Annotated in this window: 18 protein-coding genes and 5 tRNA genes; 8 read left to right on the plus strand and 15 right to left on the minus strand. The window is 42.5% G+C overall.

The genetic code is table 11. The features are described from left to right. Positions 1-5: 5 nt before the first annotated feature. Together G4Y78_RS18605 and G4Y78_RS18610 are read left to right on the plus strand one after the other, a co-directional pair. On the plus strand, positions 6-1,031 hold the full coding sequence (locus tag G4Y78_RS18605) for an ABC transporter permease (protein WP_163834454.1): 1,026 nt from the start codon (positions 6-8) through the stop codon (positions 1,029-1,031). Next, a complete protein-coding gene (locus tag G4Y78_RS18610; protein WP_163834455.1) occupies positions 1,028-2,626 on the plus strand; it encodes an ABC transporter ATP-binding protein in 1,599 nt (532 codons plus the stop codon). The genes G4Y78_RS18605 and G4Y78_RS18610 overlap by 4 nt, the downstream gene beginning before the upstream one ends. 147 nt (positions 2,627-2,773) lie before the next feature. Here G4Y78_RS18610 and G4Y78_RS31575 read toward each other — a convergent pair whose 3' ends face one another. Then, the gene (locus G4Y78_RS31575) at positions 2,774-3,016 is read right to left on the minus strand and encodes a YbaK/EbsC family protein (protein WP_329604881.1); all 243 of its coding nucleotides are present in this window, start codon (positions 3,014-3,016) and stop codon (positions 2,774-2,776) included. 224 nt (positions 3,017-3,240) lie between these two features. Here G4Y78_RS31575 and fabI point away from each other — a divergent pair, with 224 nt between their 5' ends. Beyond that, positions 3,241-4,038 (plus strand): enoyl-ACP reductase FabI, encoded by a 798-nt coding sequence (fabI, locus tag G4Y78_RS18620; RefSeq protein ID WP_163834456.1) that lies wholly within the window; start codon positions 3,241-3,243, stop codon positions 4,036-4,038. 368 nt (positions 4,039-4,406) lie between these two features. On the opposite strand, the gene G4Y78_RS18625 is transcribed toward fabI, so the two are convergent. The 11 genes from G4Y78_RS18625 to G4Y78_RS18675 form a co-directional block, all read right to left on the minus strand. Further along, positions 4,407-6,302, minus strand: coding sequence for a SurA N-terminal domain-containing protein (locus G4Y78_RS18625; RefSeq protein WP_163834457.1), 1,896 nt, complete (start codon positions 6,300-6,302; stop codon positions 4,407-4,409). A gap of 197 nt (positions 6,303-6,499) precedes the next feature. Beyond that, positions 6,500-6,576 (minus strand) — tRNA-Asp (locus G4Y78_RS18630). A 75-nt stretch (positions 6,577-6,651) separates the two neighbouring features. Beyond that, positions 6,652-6,924 (minus strand): nucleoid-associated protein HU-beta, encoded by a 273-nt coding sequence (gene hupB / locus G4Y78_RS18635; RefSeq protein ID WP_163834458.1) that lies wholly within the window; start codon positions 6,922-6,924, stop codon positions 6,652-6,654. A 236-nt stretch (positions 6,925-7,160) separates the two neighbouring features. Continuing rightward, entirely contained in the window at positions 7,161-9,587 is a 2,427-nt protein-coding gene (gene lon / locus G4Y78_RS18640; protein ID WP_163834459.1) for an endopeptidase La, read from the minus strand. A gap of 469 nt (positions 9,588-10,056) precedes the next feature. Next, entirely contained in the window at positions 10,057-11,346 is a 1,290-nt protein-coding gene (clpX, locus tag G4Y78_RS18645) for an ATP-dependent Clp protease ATP-binding subunit ClpX (protein ID WP_163834460.1), read from the minus strand. A gap of 123 nt (positions 11,347-11,469) precedes the next feature. Then, on the minus strand, positions 11,470-12,108 hold the full coding sequence (gene clpP / locus G4Y78_RS18650; protein WP_163834461.1) for an ATP-dependent Clp endopeptidase proteolytic subunit ClpP: 639 nt from the start codon (positions 12,106-12,108) through the stop codon (positions 11,470-11,472). Between the two features lie 82 nt (positions 12,109-12,190). Then, entirely contained in the window at positions 12,191-13,552 is a 1,362-nt protein-coding gene (gene tig / locus G4Y78_RS18655; protein ID WP_163834462.1) for a trigger factor, read from the minus strand. A 152-nt stretch (positions 13,553-13,704) separates the two neighbouring features. Next, positions 13,705-13,789, minus strand: a tRNA-Leu gene (locus G4Y78_RS18660). 25 nt (positions 13,790-13,814) lie between these two features. After that, positions 13,815-13,890, minus strand: a tRNA-His gene (locus G4Y78_RS18665). Between the two features lie 60 nt (positions 13,891-13,950). Further along, positions 13,951-14,027 (minus strand) — tRNA-Arg (locus G4Y78_RS18670). 33 nt (positions 14,028-14,060) lie between these two features. Continuing rightward, a tRNA-Pro gene (locus G4Y78_RS18675) sits at positions 14,061-14,137 on the minus strand. Between the two features lie 296 nt (positions 14,138-14,433). On the opposite strand from G4Y78_RS18675, the gene folD reads away from it, so the two are divergent. Beyond that, positions 14,434-15,291, plus strand: a complete 858-nt coding sequence (gene folD / locus G4Y78_RS18680; protein ID WP_163834463.1) for a bifunctional methylenetetrahydrofolate dehydrogenase/methenyltetrahydrofolate cyclohydrolase FolD — start codon at positions 14,434-14,436, stop codon at positions 15,289-15,291. A gap of 82 nt (positions 15,292-15,373) precedes the next feature. On the opposite strand, the gene cysS is transcribed toward folD, so the two are convergent. Together cysS and G4Y78_RS18690 are read right to left on the minus strand one after the other, a co-directional pair. After that, the gene (gene cysS / locus G4Y78_RS18685; protein WP_163836528.1) at positions 15,374-16,756 is read right to left on the minus strand and encodes a cysteine--tRNA ligase; all 1,383 of its coding nucleotides are present in this window, start codon (positions 16,754-16,756) and stop codon (positions 15,374-15,376) included. A gap of 20 nt (positions 16,757-16,776) precedes the next feature. After that, a complete protein-coding gene (locus tag G4Y78_RS18690; protein WP_163834464.1) occupies positions 16,777-18,480 on the minus strand; it encodes a glutamine--tRNA ligase/YqeY domain fusion protein in 1,704 nt (567 codons plus the stop codon). A gap of 324 nt (positions 18,481-18,804) precedes the next feature. Here G4Y78_RS18690 and G4Y78_RS18695 point away from each other — a divergent pair, with 324 nt between their 5' ends. Beyond that, the gene (locus G4Y78_RS18695; RefSeq protein ID WP_163834465.1) at positions 18,805-19,302 is read left to right on the plus strand and encodes a peptidylprolyl isomerase; all 498 of its coding nucleotides are present in this window, start codon (positions 18,805-18,807) and stop codon (positions 19,300-19,302) included. A 2-nt stretch (positions 19,303-19,304) separates the two neighbouring features. Continuing rightward, positions 19,305-20,036, plus strand: a complete 732-nt coding sequence (locus G4Y78_RS18700; protein WP_163834466.1) for a UDP-2,3-diacylglucosamine diphosphatase — start codon at positions 19,305-19,307, stop codon at positions 20,034-20,036. 169 nt (positions 20,037-20,205) lie between these two features. Here the strand turns inward: G4Y78_RS18700 and miaE are convergent, their stop codons facing one another. Beyond that, on the minus strand, positions 20,206-20,823 hold the full coding sequence (gene miaE / locus G4Y78_RS18705; RefSeq protein WP_163834467.1) for a tRNA-(ms[2]io[6]A)-hydroxylase: 618 nt from the start codon (positions 20,821-20,823) through the stop codon (positions 20,206-20,208). Positions 20,824-21,023: 200 nt separating this feature from the next. Here miaE and G4Y78_RS18710 point away from each other — a divergent pair, with 200 nt between their 5' ends. Both G4Y78_RS18710 and acnB read left to right on the plus strand, forming a co-directional pair. Next, complete coding sequence (locus G4Y78_RS18710) at positions 21,024-21,893, plus strand: universal stress protein (protein ID WP_163834468.1); 870 nt, start codon at positions 21,024-21,026, stop codon at positions 21,891-21,893. A gap of 485 nt (positions 21,894-22,378) precedes the next feature. Further along, positions 22,379-24,964 carry a bifunctional aconitate hydratase 2/2-methylisocitrate dehydratase gene (acnB, locus tag G4Y78_RS18715; RefSeq protein ID WP_163834469.1) on the plus strand — a complete coding sequence of 862 codons (2,586 nt, stop codon included), beginning with the start codon at positions 22,379-22,381 and terminating at the stop codon, positions 24,962-24,964. Positions 24,965-24,970 lie beyond the last annotated feature (6 nt).

The raw sequence follows: 24,970 nt of genomic DNA on the forward strand, positions 1-24,970 counted from the left end.
CTCATATGCGATTAAGCCCAATCAATCAACGTCGCTGGGAAGCGTTTAAAGCTAACAAAAGAGGCTATTATTCATTATGGCTGTTTTGCATTTTGTTCGTTATTTGCCTGTTTGCTGAATGGATTGCTAATGACAAGCCAGTCTTATTGAAATATCAAGAGAACTATTATTTCCCTGTTTTAGTCAGTTACTCCGAAACAACATTTGATGGTGAGTTTGAAACAGAAACCGATTATAAAGACCCCTACATTCAAGAGTTAATCAATAAGAATGGCTGGATACTATGGCCACTCATTCCTTATAGTTACAACACCATTATTTATGAACTACCTCAGCCAGCTCCGTCACCACCGGATGGTAATCACTGGTTAGGTAGTGATGATCAAGCCAGAGATGTATTAGCTCGAATTATCTATGGATTTCGTATTTCGGTATTATTTGCCTTAACCTTAACAATTGTCAGCTCTATCATTGGCATTGCTGTGGGGGCTATGCAAGGTTTTTATGGTGGTAAGATTGACTTGATTGGCCAGCGGTTAATAGAAATCTTTCAGAACTTACCTGTTTTATTTTTACTTATCATTTTATCTAGTTTTGTTAACCCAAACTTTTGGTGGTTACTAGGTATTATGCTGCTTTTTAGCTGGATGCAGCTAGTTGATTTAGTAAGAGCAGAATTTTTACGAGCAAGAAATCTTGAATATGTCAGAGCAGCAAGAGCCTTAGGCCTTGCTAATAGCTTAATTATTTTTCGCCATATTTTACCTAACGCTATGGTGGCAACATTAACCTATATGCCGTTTATATTAACCTCTGGTATTACCGCATTAACCTCTTTAGATTTCCTAGGTTTTGGTTTGCCAGTTGGCTCACCTTCCCTAGGCGAGTTAGTTGCCCAAGGCAAAAATAATTTACATGCTCCCTGGTTAGGTCTCTCTGCCTTTATCACCCTAGCCCTCATGCTCACATTGTTGGTTTTTATAGGTGAGGCTTCCCGAGATGCTTTTGATCCAAGGAAAATCAAGCTATGAGTGATCAGTTATTACAAGTAAAGGCGTTATCAGTTAATTTCCACCAAGCAAACCAAACATTCAATGCCGTGAATAACGCCAGCTTTACCATTGCCCATAGTGAAACATTAGCCCTGGTTGGCGAAAGTGGCTCAGGTAAATCAGTTACTGCTCAATCCATTCTACAATTACTACCCCCTGCACCTGCCTGTCAAGTAAGTGGCGAGGTTCTGTGGCAACAACAAAATTTACTCGCCACTTCTACTGAATCTATACGAAAGATCAGGGGCAATGAAATTGCAATGATTTTTCAAGAGCCCATGACTTCACTTAACCCTTTGCACAGCATTGCTAAGCAAATTGGTGAAATTATACAATTGCATCACCCCGGAATCACCAAAGCTGAAGCCAAACAACAAACTCTTCAACTATTGGAGCAAGTCGAAATCCACAATGCTCAGCAACGGCTTAATGCTTATCCTCATGAATTATCAGGAGGACAACGACAACGAATAATGATTGCCATGGCCCTGGCTAATAAGCCCAAATTATTAATTGCAGACGAGCCTACCACAGCACTAGATGTCACAGTACAACTGCAAATATTGAAGCTACTTGAACAGCTACAAGATGAGTTGGAAATGGCCATTTTATTAATCAGCCATGACCTTAATTTAGTCCAGCATGTCGCCCACAAAGTTGCTGTAATGAAAGACGGCCATATTGTTGAAAGCGGAGAATGTGAAAATTTATTTAAACAACCACAACATCCTTACACTCAATTACTGATTAAGGCTGAGCCCACAGGCTCTCCTTCACCAGTTGATAAAGAAGCAAAAACTATTTTAGTTGCAGAACAGTTAAAGGTTTGGTTTCCTTTAACTGCAGGAATTTTTAAGCGTACAGTCGATTTTGTAAAAGCAGTTGAGCCAACCGACCTAGCTATCAAACAAGGCGAAACACTTGGCGTAGTTGGCGAAAGTGGCTCAGGTAAATCAACCTTGGGCTTTGCTTTATTAAAACTACTACCCAGTGAAGGCAATATTCATTTTAATAGCCAAGCAATCAGCCAACTAAAACAAAAAGATTTTCGGCCACTACGTCGCGATATCCAAATTGTTTTTCAAGATCCATTTGGTAGTCTAAACCCACGAATGTCAATCGCACAAATAATCGGCGAAGGACTAAATATTCACCAAAGTCATTTAGCTATTGAAGACATCGACCTGGAAATCTGTCAAACTCTCAGTGAAGTAGGATTAGACCCTAGTATTCGACACCGTTATCCTCATGAGTTTTCCGGTGGCCAGCGACAACGGATTGCAATTGCCCGTGCGTTAGTCCTGAAACCAAAATTAATTATTTTAGATGAACCAACATCAGCTCTTGATCGCACAGTGCAAACACAAATCGTCAATTTATTACGCAATCTACAGCAAAAGTATCAACTTAGTTATTTATTTATCAGCCATGATTTAGCGGTTGTTAAAGCAATGAGTCATCGCATTATGGTGATGCAAAAAGGCCAGTGCGTTGAAACAGGTGACACTCAAGATATTTTCCAGCAACCCAGCCACCCTTATACAAAAGCCCTGCTCAAGGCAGCATTTTTGTAATCAATTTATGATTTCTTAATCAAGGCTACTCTTCCTTTAACAAGCAAGAGCAAATCACTTGGGGTTAATTCAATCTCTAGACCACGCCTACCTCCACTTACAAAAATAGTCTGCCGATTCATCCAGCAATAAAGGTAACGCTTTTTTCTACCCTAATGGGCTAATCCCTCTTACTAAATAACCCATCGTCCTGACTGGCACTAACGAGACCACAAGTGATGCTCTTATACCTGATACTTGTACAAGTAGTGTTTTATAAACCCTATTAGCCTCCAGGCCAAGCTCTTCGGCCGCTTCCATACTATAAGATACTGCTGCAGGGTCGTGATTATACTCATGAAGAGAAAAATCTATCTGATCTTTCTTAACTGCCATTACAGCTGGTGTCATCTTATTGAGCCTTGGGATTAAACTGTTTATAGAATCCACAAATTAAAAGTGACATGTTACTACATCCATTTACATTCGCAATTTCAGGCAGATTCCAATATACTGCCCACACTTTATTGTCTATTTTACAAACAAGTTAAACGGCTAATCTGGTGTGCCCAGCCAACGCGAAGGGTATCAAGTCCAGAATAGTCATCGGCTAACTTTAATTTAGGAAGATTATTATGGGTTTTTTAGCTGGAAAAAAGGCACTAATTGTCGGTGTTGCCAGTAAAAAATCAATTGCCTCTGGTATTGCTGCAGCCATGCACCGCGAAGGAGCCGAGCTAGCATTCACTTACCAAAATGAAAAATTGAAGTCTCGGGTAGAGGAATACGCCCAAGAATGGGGCTCTGGTCCAGAGCTATGCTTCCCTTGTGATGTAACCAATGACGAAGAAATTACTAATGTCTTCACCGAGCTAAACAAAAAATGGGATGGCATTGATATTGTCGTGCATTCAGTCGGCTTTGCCCCTGGTGATCAGCTGACTGGTAACTTTGTTGATGTAACTACTCGTGAAGGCTTCAGGGTTGCTCATGATATCAGTGCTTACAGCTTTGTTGCTTTAGCAAAAGCTGCTAAGCCAATGCTTGAAGGACGTAATGGTGCATTGTTAACCTTATCTTATTTAGGGGCTGAACGTACTATGCCTAACTACAATGTTATGGGCCTAGCTAAAGCAAGCTTAGAAGCTTCTGTACGTTATTTAGCTACCAGCATGGGGCCAGATGGCACTCGTGTTAATGCTATTTCAGCCGGCCCTATTCGTACTTTAGCGGCTTCTGGTATTAAGAGCTTCAGAAAAATGCTGAGCTATAACGAGAAGCAAACCCCTTTACGTCGTAATGTGACTATTGAAGAAGTCGGTAATGTTGCGGCATTCCTATGTTCAGACCTAGCTAGTGGTGTCTCTGGTGAAATCACCTATGTAGATGGTGGCTTCAATATTACAGCGATGGGTGCACTAGACGAAGAGTAAGCCTATAAGAGAGTGTCAACTCTGGCACTCTCCAAGCCAACTATCCTCTTGCCTCTAACACAAAAACTGTTGCTGCAACATTTCTATCACCATACATATACCCATCGCGAATCATTTTTAAGTTTTGTTATCATCGCTCCTCACCCCAATCACCTATCTCAATAGGCTCATAGAACTTCATCACTCGGTGGCCTCACCTAAAAACCCTACGCATTGGGTATAAAAAGCTGTTTTCTATCGTTTGCACAGTAATGAATTTAGGCCGCTTGTATGATTTAAAAATTTTTGGCTTTTGCGAATTATTAATATAAAAAAACCAGGTAGTTTATACCTGGTTTTTTCTTTCTATTGCTTTATATAAAAGAGCCTTATAAGTTACGTTCTATCTCCGCACTATCTCGTAAGTTTTTTTGTAATGAAGCCATCATTTCCCTACCCTGTTGATCCATTAAGTAACGAGAAATAAACTGCTTTTGTTGCTCATTTTCCTTTACTTGCTCAGGTGTTTTCACTGAAGTTAAAGCAATGACGGCTATATTTCCGCCTAATAAAGTTGCTTGAGCAAAGCTCTGTTTTCCCTCACTAGGACGAGGCATTTTAAAGCTTTCCATCACCAGCTGACGGGGTAAATTAGCTGCATTGCGTTTAATGCTCTCTGCTTTTTTAAGTTCAACTTCAGTTTCTTTTGCCACGCTTTCTAGCGTTTTACCCTCTTTTAAATTTGCGAGTAGTTGCTCAGCTTGTGTTTTAATTTTCTCTTCAGCTTGCTTAGTGATAATCGCTGCTTTTACTTGCTCTGCTACTTGCTCAAGCGGTTTAACTGCAGCAGGTTTACGGTCTTTTAATCGAACCACAACCCATTTACCATCTTCAACCTCTATTGCTTTACCATTTTCTGAGTCTTGAATAACCGCCTCAGAAAATGCTTCATTAATCAAAGCTTTGTTAGCAAATAAACCTTTACCACCATTGGCATCAAAGTAATCAGAGGTTTCAATCAACAGCTCATATTCATCTGCCAGTGCTTTTAAAGAATCTGACTCATAGGCTTTTAAACCAAACTCTTCTCTTTTTTCTGCAAAAACCAATTCAACTTGTTCTTGTTTTAAAGACTTAACTATTTCATCTTTCTTTTCAGCCAAGCTTGGTATTTCTGCCTTATCAACTCCTGTCACTTTAATTATCTGATAACCAAAGTCATTTTTAATTGGCTCAGATACATCCCCTTCTTTAAGGTCAGCCAAGGCTAAATCAAACTCCTCACCAAAAAAACCTTTTTCAACAACACCTAAGTCACCACCTTTCTCCGCTGACACCTTATCACTGGAGTAAACTTTAGCGAGTTTGGCAAAATCTTCGCCATCAGCCAGCTTTTGTTTCACTTCTTCAGCTAACGCTTTGGCTTTATCTTCTGTTAAGTCATCATTGATCTCAAATAATATATGGGCAACTCGACGACGCTTTTGTGCTTCTTTTTCAAGATCAGCGACAAGTGCATCATAACGTTCCTGAATTTCTTTATCAGATACTTCTACACCCTCCAGATATTTAGCGCGATCTAATACAACATAATCAACCTGGATTTGCTCAGGGGTTTTAAAGTTATCTTTATTAGTTTCGTAATATTCCTTTACTTCGTTTTCTGTTGGTTTAATAGAAGCCTTTATTTTATCCATCTGTAAAGTAAAGTACTGAAAGCTTCGGGTTTGTTGATCAAGCTTAAGTACGGTATTAACTTCATTATCCAATACAAAGTCTGTAGCACTGACACCTGCTGCATATTGGCCAACCAGTGCTTGTTGACGTAAATATTGACGAAACTGTTGTGAAGAAAGTCCAACTGACCCTAGTACTGACTGATATCGCTCAGAATTATACTTACCTTCAACCTGAAAACTGGGATCGCGTAAAATATATTCATCAATAACCTGCTCAGTTACATGCATATCTGCTTCTTTGGCAGCCTGAACTAACAGTTCTTCGTTAATTAATGATTCAATGGCACTTGAACGTAGTTCATCTTCGTTGATCAGTGAAGGATCAAAATTATCCCCCATTTGCTTTATCAACTGATTACGCTGAACAGTCATCGCACGTTGTAGTTCCTGGGGCGAAATATCTTCGCCATTGACAGAGACAACGCCATTACTTGTAGCAACCAAGCGAATGGACTCAAGCCCAAAAATAGCAAAAGAAAATATAATAAGGATAACAATAACCTTTGTTATCCAGCTTTGTGCATTATCCCTGATACCTTGCAGCATATTAACCTCGCACAACCGGGTGGCCAGTTGTTACTGTTACTTTATGTTGTATTCAACTGTACTGTATTTCTAAGCGAAAAAAAGGCTTATACAATAAATAAGAAAATATAACCAGACAAATAATTTTGTTGCTACCCTACACTTCGGGTGTATTGCGCATAAAAAAGGCGCATCAAATGATGCGCCTTTTTAGTATCTGGCGGAGCGGACGGGACTCGAACCCGCGACCCCCGGCGTGACAGGCCGGTATTCTAACCAGCTGAACTACCGCTCCAAGCTTTTGGGTGAAATAATATTCAACCCATAAATTACTAAGGGGCAGTTGAACTTAACTGCCCCTTGAAGGCGCTTAGTTTACGGCATCCTTCAGTGCTTTACCAGCTTTAAAGCTTGGAATTTTTGCAGCAGGAATTTGAATCGGCTCGCCTGTCTGCGGGTTACGTCCAGTACGTGCTGCACGCTCTTTGACAGAAAAAGTACCAAATCCCACCAAGACAACTTGATCACCACCTTGTAAAGCTTTGGTGACTGAGTCGATCATTGCATCAAGAGCACGACCGGCAGCAGCTTTAGAAATATCAGCAGAAGCTGCAATTGCATCGATTAACTCTGATTTGTTCACTCTATTCCCCTTCTTTTGAGATATTTAGTAAACGCTTAACTCAGCATTCATTAAGCCGTGTTTAGTAAGCGCGCATCAACACAAATCTGTTTGCCAGACCATGCTACTAATTTACGCAATGTATAATTTATTTTTTAACGAAGCAGCAAAACTCAACAAGACGCCTGACTCGTGATGCCAAAGCGAGTGGGGAGTTATACCAACTCGCTTTTAAGACTGTCAAGGTAAACCCTTAATTAGTGCGTATTAATACGCTCATTAGACTCATTAGCCTGTTGATCTTCAGATGTTTTTACTACTTGTTCAGTTTCAGGTAGAGGCTCTGGCATATATTGCAAAGCAATCCCTAACACCTCGTCAATCCACTTCACTGGGCGGATTTCCAAGTCTTCCTTAATATTATCAGGAATTTCTTTTAAATCACGCTGATTTTCATCTGGAATTATCACTGTTTTAATTCCACCCCGATGGGCAGCCAGTAATTTTTCCTTCAAACCACCAATAGGCAACACTTGTCCCCGCAGGGTGATTTCACCTGTCATCGCGACTTCAGCTTTTACTGGTATACCTGTCAGTACGGATACCAGAGCCGTACACATCCCAATGCCGGCACTTGGACCATCTTTGGGCGTAGCGCCTTCAGGAACATGAATATGGATATCATTTTTTTCATGAAAATTACTAGGAATACCCAACACTTGTGCACGACTACGGACTACTGTTAAGGCCGCCTGGATTGACTCCTGCATTACATCGCCCAACGATCCTGTTTTAGTAATTCTGCCTTTTCCTGGCACTGCAATGGTTTCAATAGTGAGCAGCTCTCCACCTACCTGAGTCCAAGCCAGCCCTGTGACTTGCCCTACCTGATCTTCCTCTTCTGCCAAACCATATTTGAACTTTCTAACACCTGAATAATGTTCAAGCTGATCAGGTAATACTGTATCTTTAATGTCTTCTTTCCCTAACGCATGCTCTTTCACTATTTTACGGCAAATTTTGGCAATTTCCCTCTCTAAGCCACGCACCCCAGCTTCACGAGTATAGTAGCGAATTAGACCACGCACAGTGTCTTTAGCAAACTCTAATTCTTTTTCTTTTAAGCCATTAAGTTTTTTTTGCTTCGGTATTAAATACCGTAATGCAATATTAACTTTCTCATCCTCGGTATATCCAGGGATTCGAATTACTTCCATCCGATCCAAAAGCGGTCCTGGAATATTCATTGAATTAGAAGTACAGACAAACATCACATCCGACAAGTCATAGTCTACTTCTAAATAATGATCATTAAAGGTATTGTTTTGCTCTGGATCAAGTACTTCTAATAATGCAGAAGCTGGATCTCCACGCATGTCAGAGCCGATTTTATCAATTTCATCCAATAAAAACAGTGGGTTTTTAACTCCAACTTTAGCCATTTTTTGTAGCAACTTACCTGGCATAGAGCCAATATATGTACGACGATGGCCGCGTATTTCAGCTTCATCACGTACGCCACCTAATGCCATTCGGACAAATTTACGGTTAGTAGCTCTGGCAATAGATTCACCAAGGGAGGTTTTTCCTACTCCTGGGGGGCCAACCAGGCAAAGAACAGGCCCTTTTAGCTTTCTTACCCGCTGTTGTACAGCCAAGTATTCTAAAATACGCTCTTTGACTTCCTCTAAACCATAATGGTCAGTTTCTAGTATTTGCTCTGCTTTCTTTAAATCATGACGTACTTTGCTACGTTTTTTCCAAGGTAGATTCACCATCCAGTCGATATAACTACGCACCACCGTAGCCTCTGCTGACATTGGCGACATCATCCGTAGCTTATTCAGCTCAGAACTGGCTTTTTCCTTGGCTTCTTTGGTCATCCCAGAAGAATCAATTCTAGCCTGTAGCTCATCAGTTTCATTGGGCGCTTCATCCATATCACCCAGCTCTTTCTGAATGGCTTTCATCTGCTCATTCAAATAATATTCACGCTGGCTCCGCTCCATCTGCTTTTTCACCCGGCCACGGATGCGCTTTTCAACTTGCATCAGATCAATTTCAGACTCCATGATCCCCATCAGGTGTTCAATTCGCTTATGAAGGTCATCAATCTCTAAAATCTTTTGCTTTTCATGAACTTTAAGTGCCATATGTGCAGCAATGGTGTCAGTCAAACGCTCAGCATCATCAATAGAGGATAGTGACGTAAGCACCTCCGCCGGTACTTTTTTACTAAGCTGCACATACTGTTCAAACTGGGAAATCAGTGAGCGAGTCAGAACATCAGACTCTCTCTCTTGTGCTTCAATTGTTTTTAGTGGTGTTACCCAAGCACTGTAATAATCACCTTCGTCACCTGAAAGGTCTTCAATTCGGGCTCGATGACCACCTTCTACCAGGAGTTTAACAGTGCCATCGGGCAGTTTGAGTAACTGTAAGATTGTCGATACCGTTCCAATATCAAAGATATCTGACTGATTAGGCTCATCATCTGAAGCATCTTTTTGGGCAACAAGCAGTACTTGTTTATCTTTATCCATAGCCGCTTCCAATGCTTTGATCGATTTTTCACGACCTACAAACAATGGAATAACCATATGGGGATATACCACAACATCCCTTAAGGGTAATAACGGCAACTCAAATCTATCAGGTCGATCGGAGATATCGTATGTCTCCATAAGTAGCCCCCTAGTAACTACTTTTTGCTGTATGCAACTATACAGCTAGTGAATTCATTATGTTAAGTCAGCCCAGTTGACGTCATTTACTAATAGCAGCCAGCCAATTAAAACCACTCTTTCCAAAAAATCTGCTGTTGTGCTATTTACTGTACTTAACCTGTCTTAAGGTTCATACCTGCAACGATTTAGCTGCCACCACTAGACCTGTTACTAATGGCTTAGTAGATACTACCTGAGCAAAATTAGTCTGTAGGTTCACTCACATTAGCCAGCTTATAGCACTGCATTTTTCAAATAACTAACAGAACTAGGCTCTTACCAACAAACCTTGGTTATAACATGGGGACGAAGCAATGAAAAACAAGTTTACCCTTGATTCCACTACAATCCTGTACTCACACCGACAGGCAATGAGCCATCTCAAAAAAAATGGGGCCACTAGGGCCCCATTTAAATTATAGTTGAATTAATCATCTGGCAACGCTTTTTGCTGCTCACTATTTTCATAAATCAGTAATGGTTCAGAGTCACCATCTATCACTGACTTATCGATAACCACTTTACTAACATCTTCTTGAGAGGGAATATCATACATTGTATCCAGCAGCACCGACTCCAAAATAGAGCGGAGTCCCCGCGCTCCTGTTTTTCGCTCCATTGCTTTTTGCGCAATGGCACTCAGCGCTTCTTCCCTAAAATCAATTTCAACCTCTTCCATCTCAAATAACTTGCCATACTGCTTAACTAAAGAGTTTTTTGGCTCAGTCAAAATTTGTATTAAGGCAGGCTCATCAAGCTCATCCAGAGTAGCAATGACTGGCAAACGCCCAACAAACTCAGGAATCAAGCCATAGCGTACTAAGTCTTCAGGCTCTACATCCTTAAGGGTTTCACCCACTTTTTTACTGGTATCCTTGCTCTTCACTTCAGCAGAGAATCCAATGCCACCTTTTTCAGAGCGATCTCTGATGACCTTATCAAGCCCAGCAAACGCTCCACCACAAATAAACAAAATATTCGACGTGTCTACTTGTAAAAACTCTTGTTGAGGATGCTTGCGTCCACCCTGCGGCGGCACTGATGCAACAGTTCCTTCAATCAATTTTAAGAGGGCTTGTTGCACCCCTTCTCCAGACACATCTCGTGTAATGGATGGGTTATCTGACTTGCGAGAAATTTTATCAATTTCATCAATGTAAACTATTCCCATTTGGGCCTTGTCCACATCATAGTCACATTTTTGCAGCAGTTTTTGAATGATATTCTCTACATCTTCTCCCACATAACCTGCTTCTGTCAGCGTTGTGGCATCAGCAATCGTAAAGGGAACATTCAAAAGCCGGGCAAGTGTTTCAGCAAGCAGCGTTTTACCGCTTCCTGTTGGCCCAATCAGCAGGATGTTGCTTTTTCCTAGCTCAACATCCTCTTTGTCCTTCTTGCCGCCTCTTTGTAAGCGCTTGTAGTGATTATACACAGCCACCGAGAGGATTTTCTTGGCTCTCGCCTGACCAATTACGTATTCATCCAGAATTGCATTAATTTCTTTTGGAGCCGGCAATTTGTCGCTGGAACTATCTGGGCTACTCTCCTGCACCTCTTCACGAATAATATCGTTGCACAGATCTACACATTCATCACAAATAAATACAGAGGGCCCGGCGATAAGCTTCCTAACTTCATGCTGACTTTTGCCGCAAAAAGAACAGTAAAGTAGCTTACCGCTATCTTCACCTTTGCCATTTTTTTCGTCAGTCATTCTAAATATCCTACTGAGACAACTATTTCAGCTACATCCAAAGATGCAGCCTTTGCGCCTAGTTTTCAAGTAGAAGTGTGAAAAACAGAGGGATACACTCCCCTCTGTTACCTTAAGCTTAGATTATTCTGGTGCAGCACGCTTTTCCAGTACTGCATCAACCAAGCCATATTTGACTGATTGAGAAGCATCCATGAAATTATCACGATCAGTATCTTTCTCAATCACTTCTAGTGGCTGGCCAGTGTGCTTTGCAAGCACATGATTTAGCTTATCTCTAATAGAAATGATTTCCTTGGCATGTATTTCAATATCTGAAGCTTGACCTTGGAAACCACCCAGAGGCTGGTGGATCATGCATCTTGAATGCGGCAGCGCATAACGCTTATCCTTTGCACCACCCGTTAACAACAATGCTCCCATACTTGCAGCCTGACCAATACACATCGTACTAACATCAGGTTTTATAAACTGCATGGTATCGTAGATAGACATACCAGCTGTCACGGAACCACCAGGCGAGTTGATATAAAGATGGATATCTTTATCAGGGTTTTCTGACTCTAAAAACAACATCTGAGCCACTACCAAGTTAGCCATATGATCTTCAACCTGCCCGATCAAAAAGATCACCCGCTCTTTTAACAGCCTTGAATAGATATCATAGGAGCGTTCACCACGTGCTGTTTGTTCAACAACAATAGGTACTAGTCCAGAGTATGTAATGGGATCGGCATGTCCACCGGTAATGATTTTAGACATTTCGTTGCATCACTCCCTATTTGACGGAGCTGAAATAAAATACCGGTCTAGTTGACCGGTACTTCAGGAAGGGTTCACAGGGTTAAGCTTCTTCTGCGCCGTCGTCAGTGTTTGCTTCAGGCTCTTCAGCCTTCTCGTCTTTAGCTTGCGCTGGCTTGATGGCTTCTTCATAGCCACATTTCACTTCTGTCACTTCCGCCTCTTTGAGGATAGTATCAACCACCTGATCTTCCAAGACGAGTGAACGAACTTCGTTAAGCTGCTGCTCATTATTATAATACCAGTTAACCACTTGCTCTGGCTCTTGGTAAGCAGAAGCTACATCTTCAATTGTCTCTTTTACCTTAGCTTCATCAACTTCAATATTGTTGGTTTTAACCAGCTCACCCACTAACAAACCAAGTGCAACACGCTTTTCGGCTTGTTCTGTAAACAACTCAGCTGGCAAGTTCTTTGGATCAATCTGTTGACCACCACCAAACTGTTGAACAGCCTGCTCACGCAAGCGGTCAATTTCACCATCAGTTAATGCTTTTGGTACATCTACCTGGTTTACTTCAAGTAAAGCATCCATGGCTTGGTTTTTAACTTTGGTTTTGATGGCATGACGAAGCTCACGCTCCATGTTCTTTTTCACTTCCTCACGGAATTTATCAAATCCACCCTCAGTAACACCAAACTTGACAAAAAACTCATCATTCAGTTCTGGCAGAATAGACTCCGACACTTTCTTTACAGTAATATCAAAGTCAGCAGCTTTGCCAGCTAGCTCTTCAGCCTGATAGTCTTCAGGGAAAGTTACTTGAATGGTTTTTTCTTCACCTGCTTTTACACCAGTTAACTGGTCTTCAAAACCAGGAATCATGCGACCAGAGCCTAGCTCTAAATCATGGTTTTCTGCAGAGCCACCATCGAACGCTTCGCCGCCGACTTTACCCATGAAGTCGATAGTAACTTGATCACCATTAGCTGCTTCACGATCAGTTTCTTGCCAGACCTTGTTTTGCTCACGGAGGTTTTCGAGCATTTTGTCTAAATCAGCTTCTGTAACTTCAGCAACAGGCTTTTCGATTTTAATGTCAGCTAAAGAAGCAAGCTCTATGGCAGGATACACTTCAAACGTAGCAACAAACTCAAAGTCTTCACCCGGCTCCATTTTAGTCGGCTCTACTGAAGGCATACCGGCTGGATTAAGTGACTTTTCTTGGATAGCTTCAACAAATGAAGCTTGCATCACATCACCTACAACTTCATGTCGAGTCGCTTTACCATAGCGGCGCTTAACTACACTTAAAGGGACTTTACCTGGGCGAAAACCGTCAATGCGCACCCGTTTGGCAGTCTCTTTAAGCCGCTCCATAACTTTGCTTTCTACCTGCTCCGCAGGTACAACAATAGTCATGCGACGCTCTAAGCCAGAAGTTGTTTCAAGTGAGACTTGCATGATTGTTCCTCGTTAAACCTAAAAACTGTTAGAAGGGCGTAATAAAACAAATTCTCACTCGACTATCAATGGGATAGTCCCATTCCCCTCTAAAATTTCGCCTATTAACACAAAAATGGGGATAAGCACGCTTATCCCCATTTCAAATTAATTGGTGCGGAAGGAGAGACTCGAACTCTCACACCTTTCGGCACTGGAACCTAAATCCAGCGTGTCTACCAATTTCACCACTTCCGCAAAAACTATAACAAACTTTAAATATTGGGGTGGACGATGGGATTCGAACCCACGACCGCAGGAGTCACAATCCTGAGCTCTACCAACTGAGCTACGCCCACCACTGCATCGTACAAATCTACTACATACTTGGCATCTCAACCAATACATCTCTCGCCTTATGGCGCGCCCGGCAGGACTCGAACCTGCGACCATCCGCTTAGAAGGCGGATGCTCTATCCAGCTGAGCTACGGGCGCCTAACTTACCAGGCCATACTTAAGAGATCAATCTGGTCGGGGTAGAGAGATTCGAACTCCCGACATCCTGCTCCCAAAGCAGGCGCGCTACCAGACTGCGCTATACCCCGGTTGACCTTAGTCATTTCGAAGCCTTAGCTTCTCAGTGAAGCCCGTGCTGCCCGACGAGTGGTGCGCATATTACTGACACTCCCTGCTGCCGTCAATGCCTGTTTTGCTTTTTTTAATAAAAAATCCATTAATGATCAGTACTTAAGCACACCTTCTCTAGTTGAGTCTCTGCCTAAAGCCCCTTAACCAATTACTTTTATTTTAGCTAAACCAGCCCTTACTTTGCCTCTTTACTGATTCATGCCACAATTATACCTTTATTGCGCTTTCTAACTGGTAATCTAGAAACCCTCCTATGACTGCACAAATCATTGATGGCCGCACCATTGCTGCAAATGTTATTAACAAAGTTGCCGCGGGCATTTCAGCTCGCACCTCAGCAGGACTTCGCCGCCCAGGCTTGGCTGTAATTCTAGTAGGCGATGACCCTGCTTCAACCGTATATGTTGGCAATAAAAAGAAGGCTTGTGAAAAAGCAGGGATTCTTTCTAAGTCATTTAACCTGCCTGACTCCACGACTGAACAAGATTTAGTTGGACTAATAGATGAGCTAAATGACGATCAGACTGTTGATGGAATCTTGGTACAATTACCTCTGCCTGCCCATATTCAACCCGAAAAAATATTAGAGCGCATTCGTCCTGATAAAGATGTCGATGGCTTCCATCCATACAATATGGGACGTCTGGCAACGCGCATGCCACTACTCCGGCCATGCACCCCCAAAGGTATTATGACCTTACTGGAAACGACAGGTGTTGGCTTACATGGTATGCATGCAGTGATAGTTGGCGCATCTAATATTGTTGGCCGACCAATGAGCCTAGAGCTGCTGCTTGCTGGCTGCACGGTGACTACATGCCATCGATTCACTAAAAATTTAGCTGCTGAAGTCTGCCGTGGCGATATTGTCGTGGTAGGTGTTGGTAAACCAGGCTTAGTCAAAGGCGAGTGGATAAAGCCCGGTGCAATTGTAATTGATGTAGGAATCAACCGACTTGAGGACGGCACACTAGTAGGTGATGTTGAATTTGCTGCAGCTCAACAACGAGCGAGTTGGATTACCCCTGTACCAGGTGGTGTTGGACAAATGACCGTGGCTACCTTGATTGAAAATACCTATTATGCGGCAACTGAATTACATGACTATTAATTAATAACGATCAACTTACCGCAGGTACAACAAAGGCCGCATGATACGGCCTTTGTTATTTTGAAGAAAACCTCTCCAATAGTTACCGATCCAGTTTCCAGCTTGTTCCTTCCCGACTGTCTTCCAATACTACACCCATGGACTGCAATTCATCACGAACCCGATCTGCTTCTGTCCAGTTTTTATCAGCTCGGGCTTGATTGCGCTGTACGATTAACTGTTCAATCTGCCCAGCATCAATGGACTGCTCACCTTCACCTTTAAAGAAAGTTTCAGGCTCTTGTTGGAGAATACCCAGCACATCACCCAGCTTTTTTAACTCTGTCGCTAACGTAGCTGCCTGATCAGGGTTATTGGCCTTACGCATACGGTTAACTTCACGAGCTAAGTCATACATAACAGCTAGTGCTTCCGGCGTATTAAAGTCATCATCCATGGCCTGGTTAAATCGCTCAGAAAACAGACTGGCAGTCACTTCAGACGACAGATTAAGCCCTCGCAATGCTGTATAAAGTCGTTCCAGTCCACTAAACGCTTCGCTTATACTGGTTTCGGTATAGTTCATTGGACTACGGTAATGACTGGCCAATAAATAAAACCGAACCAACTCAGCAGGGTGCTTTGCCAAAATATCGCGAATGGTAAAAAAGTTGCCAAGCGACTTGGACATTTTCTCATCATTCAAACGCAACGGCCCTGCATGCATCCAGGTATTAGCGTACTTTTCACCGGTAGCCGCTTCAGATTGAGCAATTTCATTCTCATGATGAGGAAACTTAAGGTCAGGCCCACCTCCATGAATATCAAAGGTATTACCCAGGCAACAGGTAGACATAGCAGAGCACTCGATATGCCAGCCTGGCCGACCTTTACCCCAAGGAGAGTCCCAGGCAGGCTCACCTGGCTTGGCTGCTTTCCAAAGCACAAAATCCAGTGGATTTCGTTTCACTTCATCTACTTCAACTCGCGCGCCAGAGCGTAGCTCATCCAGTACTTTGCCAGAAAGCTGGCCATAATGATCGAACTTTTCTACCACATAATAAACATCACCGTTGTCAGCAGCATAAGCCATGCCGTTACTAATCAGGGTTTCCACCATGGCAACAATTTGATCAATATGTTCTGTTGCTTTAGGCTCAAGATTCGGTTTCTGAATACCTAGTGCTGTAAAGTCCTCGTCCATCGCGCCAATAAAACGATCAACTAGCAGCCGCCAATCTTCGTTATTTTCCTGAGCCCGGCGAATGATTTTGTCATCAATATCAGTGATATTACGAATATAATTAACGTTGTAACCTTTCGCCCGCAAGTAACGAACAATCACATCAAAAGCAACGAATACCCGACCATGACCAAGGTGACAGTAGTCGTATACGGTCATTCCACACACATACATGGATACTTTTCCAGGCATTAATGGCTGAAAAGGTTCTTTTTTTCGGGTAAGAGAGTTATAAATTTGCAACACGCCAATTTATCCTTCTTTTAGCTTTCACTGCTTTTTTCAATCTTGGCCCAGGAGTCACGTAAAGTGACCGTCCTGTTAAATACGCGCTGTCCAGACTTAGCCGCTTTGCTATCTAAGCAGAAGTAGCCCTCCCGCTCAAACTGGTAAGCATATTGCGGCGAGGCGGTCGCTAGCCCAGGTTCCAGGCGACAGTTTTCTAATACGGTTAATGACTCAGGGTTAAGAAAATCTTTAAAATCTGCTTCTTTATGACCATCTGGATTGGGGTCATTAAACAGCCTGTCATATAGTCGCACTTCAGCAGGTATAGAGTGCTCTACGGTTACCCAGTGAATAACACCCTTCACTTTGCGCCCCTCTGGGTCTTTGCCTAATGTTTCAGCATCATAACTGCAGCGCAGCTCAGTAATATTACCCTCTTCATCCTTAATGACGTCATCACACCGAATCACATATGCATTACGTAACCGCACTTCTTTACCTAATACAAGACGCTTAAACTTCTTGTTTGCCTGCTCTTTAAAGTCTTCCTGATCGATATAAATTTCTCTGGCAAATGGCAACTCGCGAGTACCCTGGCTTTCATCTTGTGGGTGCACGGGTGCCTTCAGCATTTCTACCTGCCCTTCTGGATAGTTTTCAATGACCAGCTTAAGAGGCCTCAACACGGCCATTGCCCTAGGAGCATGCTGATTAAGGTCATCTCTTAAAGCATGTTCCAGCATCGCTACATCAACCACCCCATCACTTTTGGTGACACCAATGGCATCACAAAAGTTGCGCACAGCCGTTGGGGTATATCCTCGCCTACGCATACCAGCAATGGTTGGCATTCTTGGGTCATCCCAGCCATCAACAATTTGCTCATCTACCAACTGCTTTAACTTGCGCTTACTAGTGACGGTGTAGTTCAAGTTCAATCGTGCAAACTCAATTTGCTGAGGATGACATGGCACATTTAACTGATCTAAAAACCAGTCATAAAGGGGCCGATGATCTTCAAACTCCAAAGTACAAATAGAATGGGTAACACCTTCTATTGCATCAGACAATCCATGGGCAAAATCATACATCGGATAAATACACCACTTATCGCCTGTTTGGTGATGCTCTGCTTTACGGATACGGTAAATGATCGGGTCTCGCAAATTCATATTAGGCGAGGCCATATCGATTTTAGCCCTCAAGGCATGAGCACCTTCATCAAACTTGCCGTCTCGCATTTGTTCAAACAACGTCAGGTTTTCCTCAACAGAGCGCTCCCGATAAGGACTGTTTCTGCCAGGCTCAGTTAATGTACCTCGATACTCCCTCGCCTCGTCAGCGTTAAGACTACAAACATAGGCATTCCCTGCATTTATCAGGTCAATGGCATACTGATAAAACTGATCAAAATAGCTGGAAGCAAACCGTGGTTCACCCTGCCACTGGAACCCTAACCATTCAACATCCTGCTTGATTGACTCAATATATTCCTGCTCTTCTTTTTCTGGATTAGTGTCATCAAAGCGCAGATTACAGGCACCACCATTACGCTCAGCTAAACCGAAGTTAAGGCAAATCGACTTTGCATGACCGATATGCAAATAACCATTTGGTTCTGGTGGAAAACGAGTCTGGAGGCGGCCATCATTTTTGCTAGCCGTCAGATCACGCTCAACAATTTGTTGAATAAAGTTAGTTGGTTTTATCACCTTATTTTCAGCGTCGTTTGTAGCCATAATAATTAAAAGCTTTACCTCACGGGGCTAATATTCGCCCGTAAATTATGATGGATTGCTGCCACCTTAAAACTATCTACCCAATCACTGAGATAAATATTTCGTAGCATAAGCAAAACGGTTATTATAACCGCCAATGAATCCAGATAAGAAGCAATCTTTGGGCTTTGCCTAAAAATTGTCTTGCTGCTAATTACACTATTATTAAATATTGCACAGTTGTAATTACTGCATTTCTGACTTTACCTGAACTGTGATAACCGGTTAATTATTTAAGTAACCCTACAGTTCTTCGTTCACCCTTAACCATTGCAAGGCTTCACAATGATCGTTCTTCACACCAACTTCGGTGATATTAAACTAGAACTAAACCACGAAAAAGCGCCAAAAACTGCAGCTAACTTTGAAGAATACGTTAAAAGTGGCCACTATAATGGCACTATCTTTCACCGGGTTATCAAAGACTTCATGATCCAAGGTGGCGGATTTGAACCTGGCATGAACCAAAAAGAAACCCGCGAACCTATTGAAAATGAAGCCGATAATGGTCTTGCCAATAAAGCTGGAGCCGTCGCGATGGCTCGCACTAATGACCCTCACTCGGCTTCTGCACAATTTTTCATTAACACTGTTGATAATGATTTTCTTAATTTTCGCTCAAAAACACCTGATGGCTGGGGTTACGCTGTTTTTGGTGAAGTAGTTGAAGGCATGGACGTAGTCAATAAAATTCGCGAGGTTGCAACCGGCTCAGCGGGTTTTCACCAGGACGTACCTCGGGAAGATGTCATTATCGAGTCTGCTGAAATCATTACCGACTAACAATGACAACACTGTTTATTTCTGATTTACATTTACAAGCAGAACGCCCGGAAATTGTTCGGGCGTTTTTACAGTTCCTTGCCCAACAAACTCAGGGCATTGATAGCTTGTACATATTGGGTGACTTTTTTGAAGTATGGCTGGGGGATGATGCTATTCAACCTGCTCATCAACCTATTTTAACCAGCCTCAAGCAAGTCAGCGACCAGATTCCTGTTTACTTTATGCACGGCAATCGTGACTTTTTAATTGGCAAACAGTTTTGCCTGCTTACAGGCTGTCAGCTGTTGAATGACCCAACTGTCGTTGATCTATATGGCCAGCGGGTATTGCTAATGCATGGTGATAGCCTCTGCACTAAAGACTCTGAATACATGGCTTTTCGACAACAATTCCGCCACCCAGAAATGATCAAAAAGCTGCTTGCCATGACCATTCCAGAACGTATTGCGTTAGGTCAACAACTTCGTCAACAAAGTCAAACTGCTGGACAACAAAAGTCACTAGAGATAATGGATGTTACACCAGAAGAAGCTCTTCATGTGATGGCTGGCCATCAGGTTGATATCATGATTCATGGTCATACCCACCGTCCAAACATTCATGACTTAACTGAACTTAGTGGTAAACCTGGCAAACGGATTGTCTTAGGTGACTGGGATAAAAATGGCTGGGTGTTGCGTTGGCAGAAAGATGGCCAGTATCAACTGGACTCTTTTCCTATATCAGTTTAAATATATTCGGTAAGACTCAAAACTAAACCTCTTTCTCTCTCAAAAAGACTACTTCAAAAATTAGCAGGCATGGTGAAACTGGATATTCTGTATCTACAGCATAAATCTCGCTTTAGCTGAGGTAGCATTAGGCAAGCAATTTACCCCTCAGCTAATAAATAGCTTTTTATTACTCAGCTGTAGCAGCTTCTAGCGGCCCACTATGAAAACGAAACTCATCGTCTAAAGCCAATACCAGCGCTTGCTCTTTTTCTGCAAATAAAGCCACTCGCTCATCAATTGGCTCATCAATAGCCGCCATGGCAAGGGTTAAATAATCCTGGAAATGCCTGGCTTCAGATTTCAATAACGAGAGATAGAACTTAGCCAGCTCCTCATCTAGGTAAGGAGCTAACTTTTCAAACCGCTCACAAGAACGAGCTTCAATAAATGCACCCACAATCAGCGTATCAACTAACCGAGCCGGTTCATGAGTTCTCACCAGCTTACGTAATTCTGCAGCATAGCGAGCAGGGCTAAGATGGGTATATTCGACTCCTCGTTTCACCATTATCGCTAAAACCTGCTCAAAATGCCTGAGTTCTTCTCGAGCCAACCGGGACATTTTATTGAGCAAATCGACTTTATCCACATAGCGGAACATCAAATTTAATGCAGTAGCCGCTGCTTTTTTCTCGCAATGAGCATGATCAATCAACAAAATCTCTGGATGCTTTAAGGCAGCAGACACCCAACTATCGGGGGTTTCACATAATAAAAAGTCTTTTAGCTCAGGTAACTGTTTCATAACAAACTACTGGTAAAAGCAGGGCATTATACGGGTGAGTATTCTAGAACAACACCCCCAAGCTGGAGTATTTCACCGAACCCAAGCATTTTTAATGTTGTTTTGTAATTATGCTTGATCCATATCAAACAGGCGTTTAAATTGCTATTTACTATTTGATAGTTATTCTTGATGTTTGTATCACTTGCCAAGGACTCCAGATGGAAACACTTAAACAAATCTTGGTAGTAGTCAATCCTGAGTCAGCCGGCTCTCTTTCTTTGCAACGAGCAAAGTTGATTGGTCATGCGACAGGTGCCGCCATCCACTTACTCGCCTGTAATAAAAGACCTAACGATCAGTGGGATGACTGGCTGAATGCTCAGGTTAATACCTTGTCCCAGGAAGGGCTACAAGCAATGGCTTATCAAGCCTGGCATGAATCTTTTCATGAAACGGTTATTCACTTTCAACAGGCTCAACGCTGCCAGCTCATCATTAAAGAAGCCATTCACGAAAATGAAGTAAAACGATTAATTAATACTCCTACTGACTGGAAACTACTTCGCTATACCACAGTACCCGTACTAATCGTAAAGCAAGCTGAAAGCTGGCGTGAGCAGCCAATTGTGGCAGCCATTGATGCTGACCCTCATGACGACACCCATCAAATATTAAATGATGTAATAGTAAATTATGCTCAAGCCATTGCTGGGTTCATAGACAGTCCCTGCCATATTGTGACTGCTTATCCGCCTCCCATGCTGTCTTCGCCTGACCCTGTGTTACAAAACGCTGCTTTATTAGAGGATAAATACCGTCAAGGTTGCCAACAGTATCTGGATAAGTTTGCTATGCCTTCTGAGCAACTGCACATAGGAGAAGGCCCTGCCACCAGCCTAGTTCCAGCTTTGGTCAAAAAGTTAAATGCTCCATTGATTATTTTAGGCACAGTTGCTCGCAAGGGGATCAGTGCTGCTGTTATTGGTAATACAGCTGAATCCCTTCTTGATGAGCTCAACTGCGATATTCTTACCTTAAGGCCTAATCAATTCATGGATAGCATGGAGTTCGTATTAGAAAACAAATAATAGAGCACTTATACAGCAATCTATAAGTAAGCAAAAACCATCAACAGCCATATTATTAATCCAGTATTTTTTTTGTGAATAATGATTATGGCTACAGAAGCTTTATGATTATCTTAACTTTACTACGCCCAATGCGTTATACTCCAGCCGCAAAACAGGTGAGTTAAGAGGCTCAGCAAAGGGCGTAGATACTTTTCGCAATTAAATTGATAATTGAGTTAACAATTGAAAAGAAAGTTAACTGCGTAAGCCTCATGCTAGAGGATCCCACTTCATAACATACACAAACTACTGTCTTTACTGTGTAGTGTATACTCATTAAAAGTAATGGGTTACAAGTGCCTTACAACCAACAGGCAACTTCTTAAATTTTAATTGTCGACTTCATTACTTACACCTCGAAACCCCATAAGCCTCTAAACAACCGTGACTAATGATCTGCCGGTCAATGGTACCAGGCAGGCCTAACTGATGAGGGTATTACAGTGCTTGAAGCCTATCGCCAACACGTAGAAGAACGCGCCGCACAAGGTATTGTGCCTAAACCTCTCAATGCTGAACAAGTTTCCAGTTTAATCGAATTACTTAAAAACCCACCTGCTGGTGAAGAAGACTTTCTACTTGACTTAATCACTAACCGAGTCCCTGCCGGTGTAGACGAAGCAGCATATGTGAAAGCAGGTTTTTTGTCTGCCATCGTCAAAGAAGAAGCCTACTCCCCACTGCTTGATACCGCCCATGCCACTAAATTATTAGGCACCATGTTAGGTGGTTATAATATAGCTACCTTAGTGGAATTACTTGATCACGACAGCTTGGGTGAGTTAGCAGCAGAACAACTGTCGCATACATTATTAATGTTTGATGCGTTCCATGATGTAGCCGACAAATATAATGCTGGTAACGCCAATGCGCAAAAAGTCATGCAATCTTGGGCCAATGCTGAATGGTTTACCAATAAAGCCGCTTTGCCTGAAAAAGTCACTTTGACGGTATTCAAGGTGCCTGGAGAAACCAATACTGACGACTTATCTCCCGCTCCTGATGCTTGGTCTCGCCCTGATATTCCTTTACATGCCCTAGCAATGCTGAAAAATCCGCGTCCAGGATTAGAGGATAATCCACTTGAAACGATTGAACAGCTAAAAGCAAAAGGGCACCCTGTTGCCTATGTAGGTGATGTGGTAGGCACTGGCTCATCGCGCAAATCAGCGACTAACTCCGTACTTTGGTATATGGGTGATGAGATTCCTTATATTCCTAATAAAAAAGACGGCGGTTTTGTATTAGGTGGAAAAATTGCCCCGATTTTCTTTAACACTATGGAAGATGCTGGAGCATTACCCGTTGAATGTGATGTATCCAGTTTGAATATGGGCGATGTAATAGACATTTACCCCTATAAAGGCAAGATAACAAAGCACGGCACCGATGAAGTGATCAGTGAATTTACCTTAAAAACTGACGTTATTCTTGATGAAGTACGCGCCGGTGGTCGTATTCCTTTAATTATTGGTCGAGGGCTAACTGATAAAGCCCGTGAGTTTTTAAACCTTGAGCCATCTGGTGTATTTAAACGCCCTGCTGATGCCACTGAAACAGGTAAAGGTTATACCTTAGCGCAAAAAATGGTGGGTCGCGCTTGCGGCGTAACTGGGGTTAGGCCTGGCCAATACTGCGAACCTAAAATGACAACCGTCGGTTCTCAAGATACGACCGGGCCAATGACTCGAGATGAGCTTAAAGACTTAGCCTGCTTAGGTTTTTCTGCTGACTTGGTCATGCAGTCCTTCTGTCATACTGCTGCTTATCCAAAACCAGTCGATATCGATACCCAACACACGTTGCCAGACTTTATTAAAAACCGCGGCGGTGTTTCATTACGCCCTGGAGATGGCATTATCCACTCCTGGTTAAACAGAATGTTAATGCCTGATACTGTTGGCACCGGTGGTGACTCTCATACCCGCTTCCCCATTGGTATTTCCTTCCCTGCTGGCTCAGGTTTAGTGGCTTTTGCTGCTGCAACTGGAGTAATGCCGCTGGATATGCCTGAATCAGTGTTGGTTCGCTTTAAAGGAAAAATGCAACCTGGGGTGACGTTACGCGACTTGGTCAATGCCATTCCTTACTATGGTATCCAGCAAGGACTGTTAACCGTTGAGAAAAAAGGTAAGAAAAATATTTTCTCCGGTCGTATTTTAGAAATTGAAGGCTTGCCTGACCTAAAAGTTGAGCAAGCTTTTGAGTTATCCGATGCTTCTGCAGAACGCTCTGCTGCGGGGTGTACCATCAAATTGGATAAAGAGCCGATTATTGAATATCTAACCTCCAACATCACTTTATTACGTTGGATGATTGCTGAGGGCTATGGAGATGCCAGAACCCTGGAGCGTCGTGCTCAGGCTATGGAAACCTGGTTAGAAAACCCTGAACTAATGGAAGCAGACACTGATGCCGAATACGCTGCTATCATTGATATTGACTTAAACGAAGTTAAAGAACCTATTTTAGCCTGCCCTAACGATCCGGATGATGTAAAACTGTTGTCGGATGTTGCTGGTGATAAAATTGACGAAGTATTTATCGGTTCTTGTATGACCAACATTGGTCATTATCGTGCAGCCGGAAAATTACTGGATCAAATGAAAGGCCAAATGGCCACTCGGTTGTGGATTGCACCTCCTACTAAAATGGATGAGCACCAGTTAATGGAGGAAGGCTATTACAATATTTATGGACGTGCAGGTGCACGTACTGAAATGCCAGGTTGCTCTTTATGTATGGGTAACCAAGCACGGGTAGCTCCTGGTGCCACAGTGGTTTCCACCTCAACTCGAAATTTCCCTAATCGTTTAGGGGATGGAGCCAACGTTTACTTAGCCTCAGCAGAGCTTGCAGCAGTTGCCTCAGTATTAGGTAAATTGCCTACCGTTGCGGAGTACATGGAATATGCGAAAAATATTAACAGCATGGCTAATGATATTTATCGCTATATGAACTTTAATGAAATAGAATCTTTCCAACAAGCTGCTAATCAGATTATTGCGTCTGATAAAGCCTCTGCTTAAGGTCAG

The sequence above is a fragment of the Spartinivicinus ruber genome, from assembly GCF_011009015.1.
GTDB lineage: Bacteria > Pseudomonadota > Gammaproteobacteria > Pseudomonadales > Zooshikellaceae > Spartinivicinus > Spartinivicinus ruber.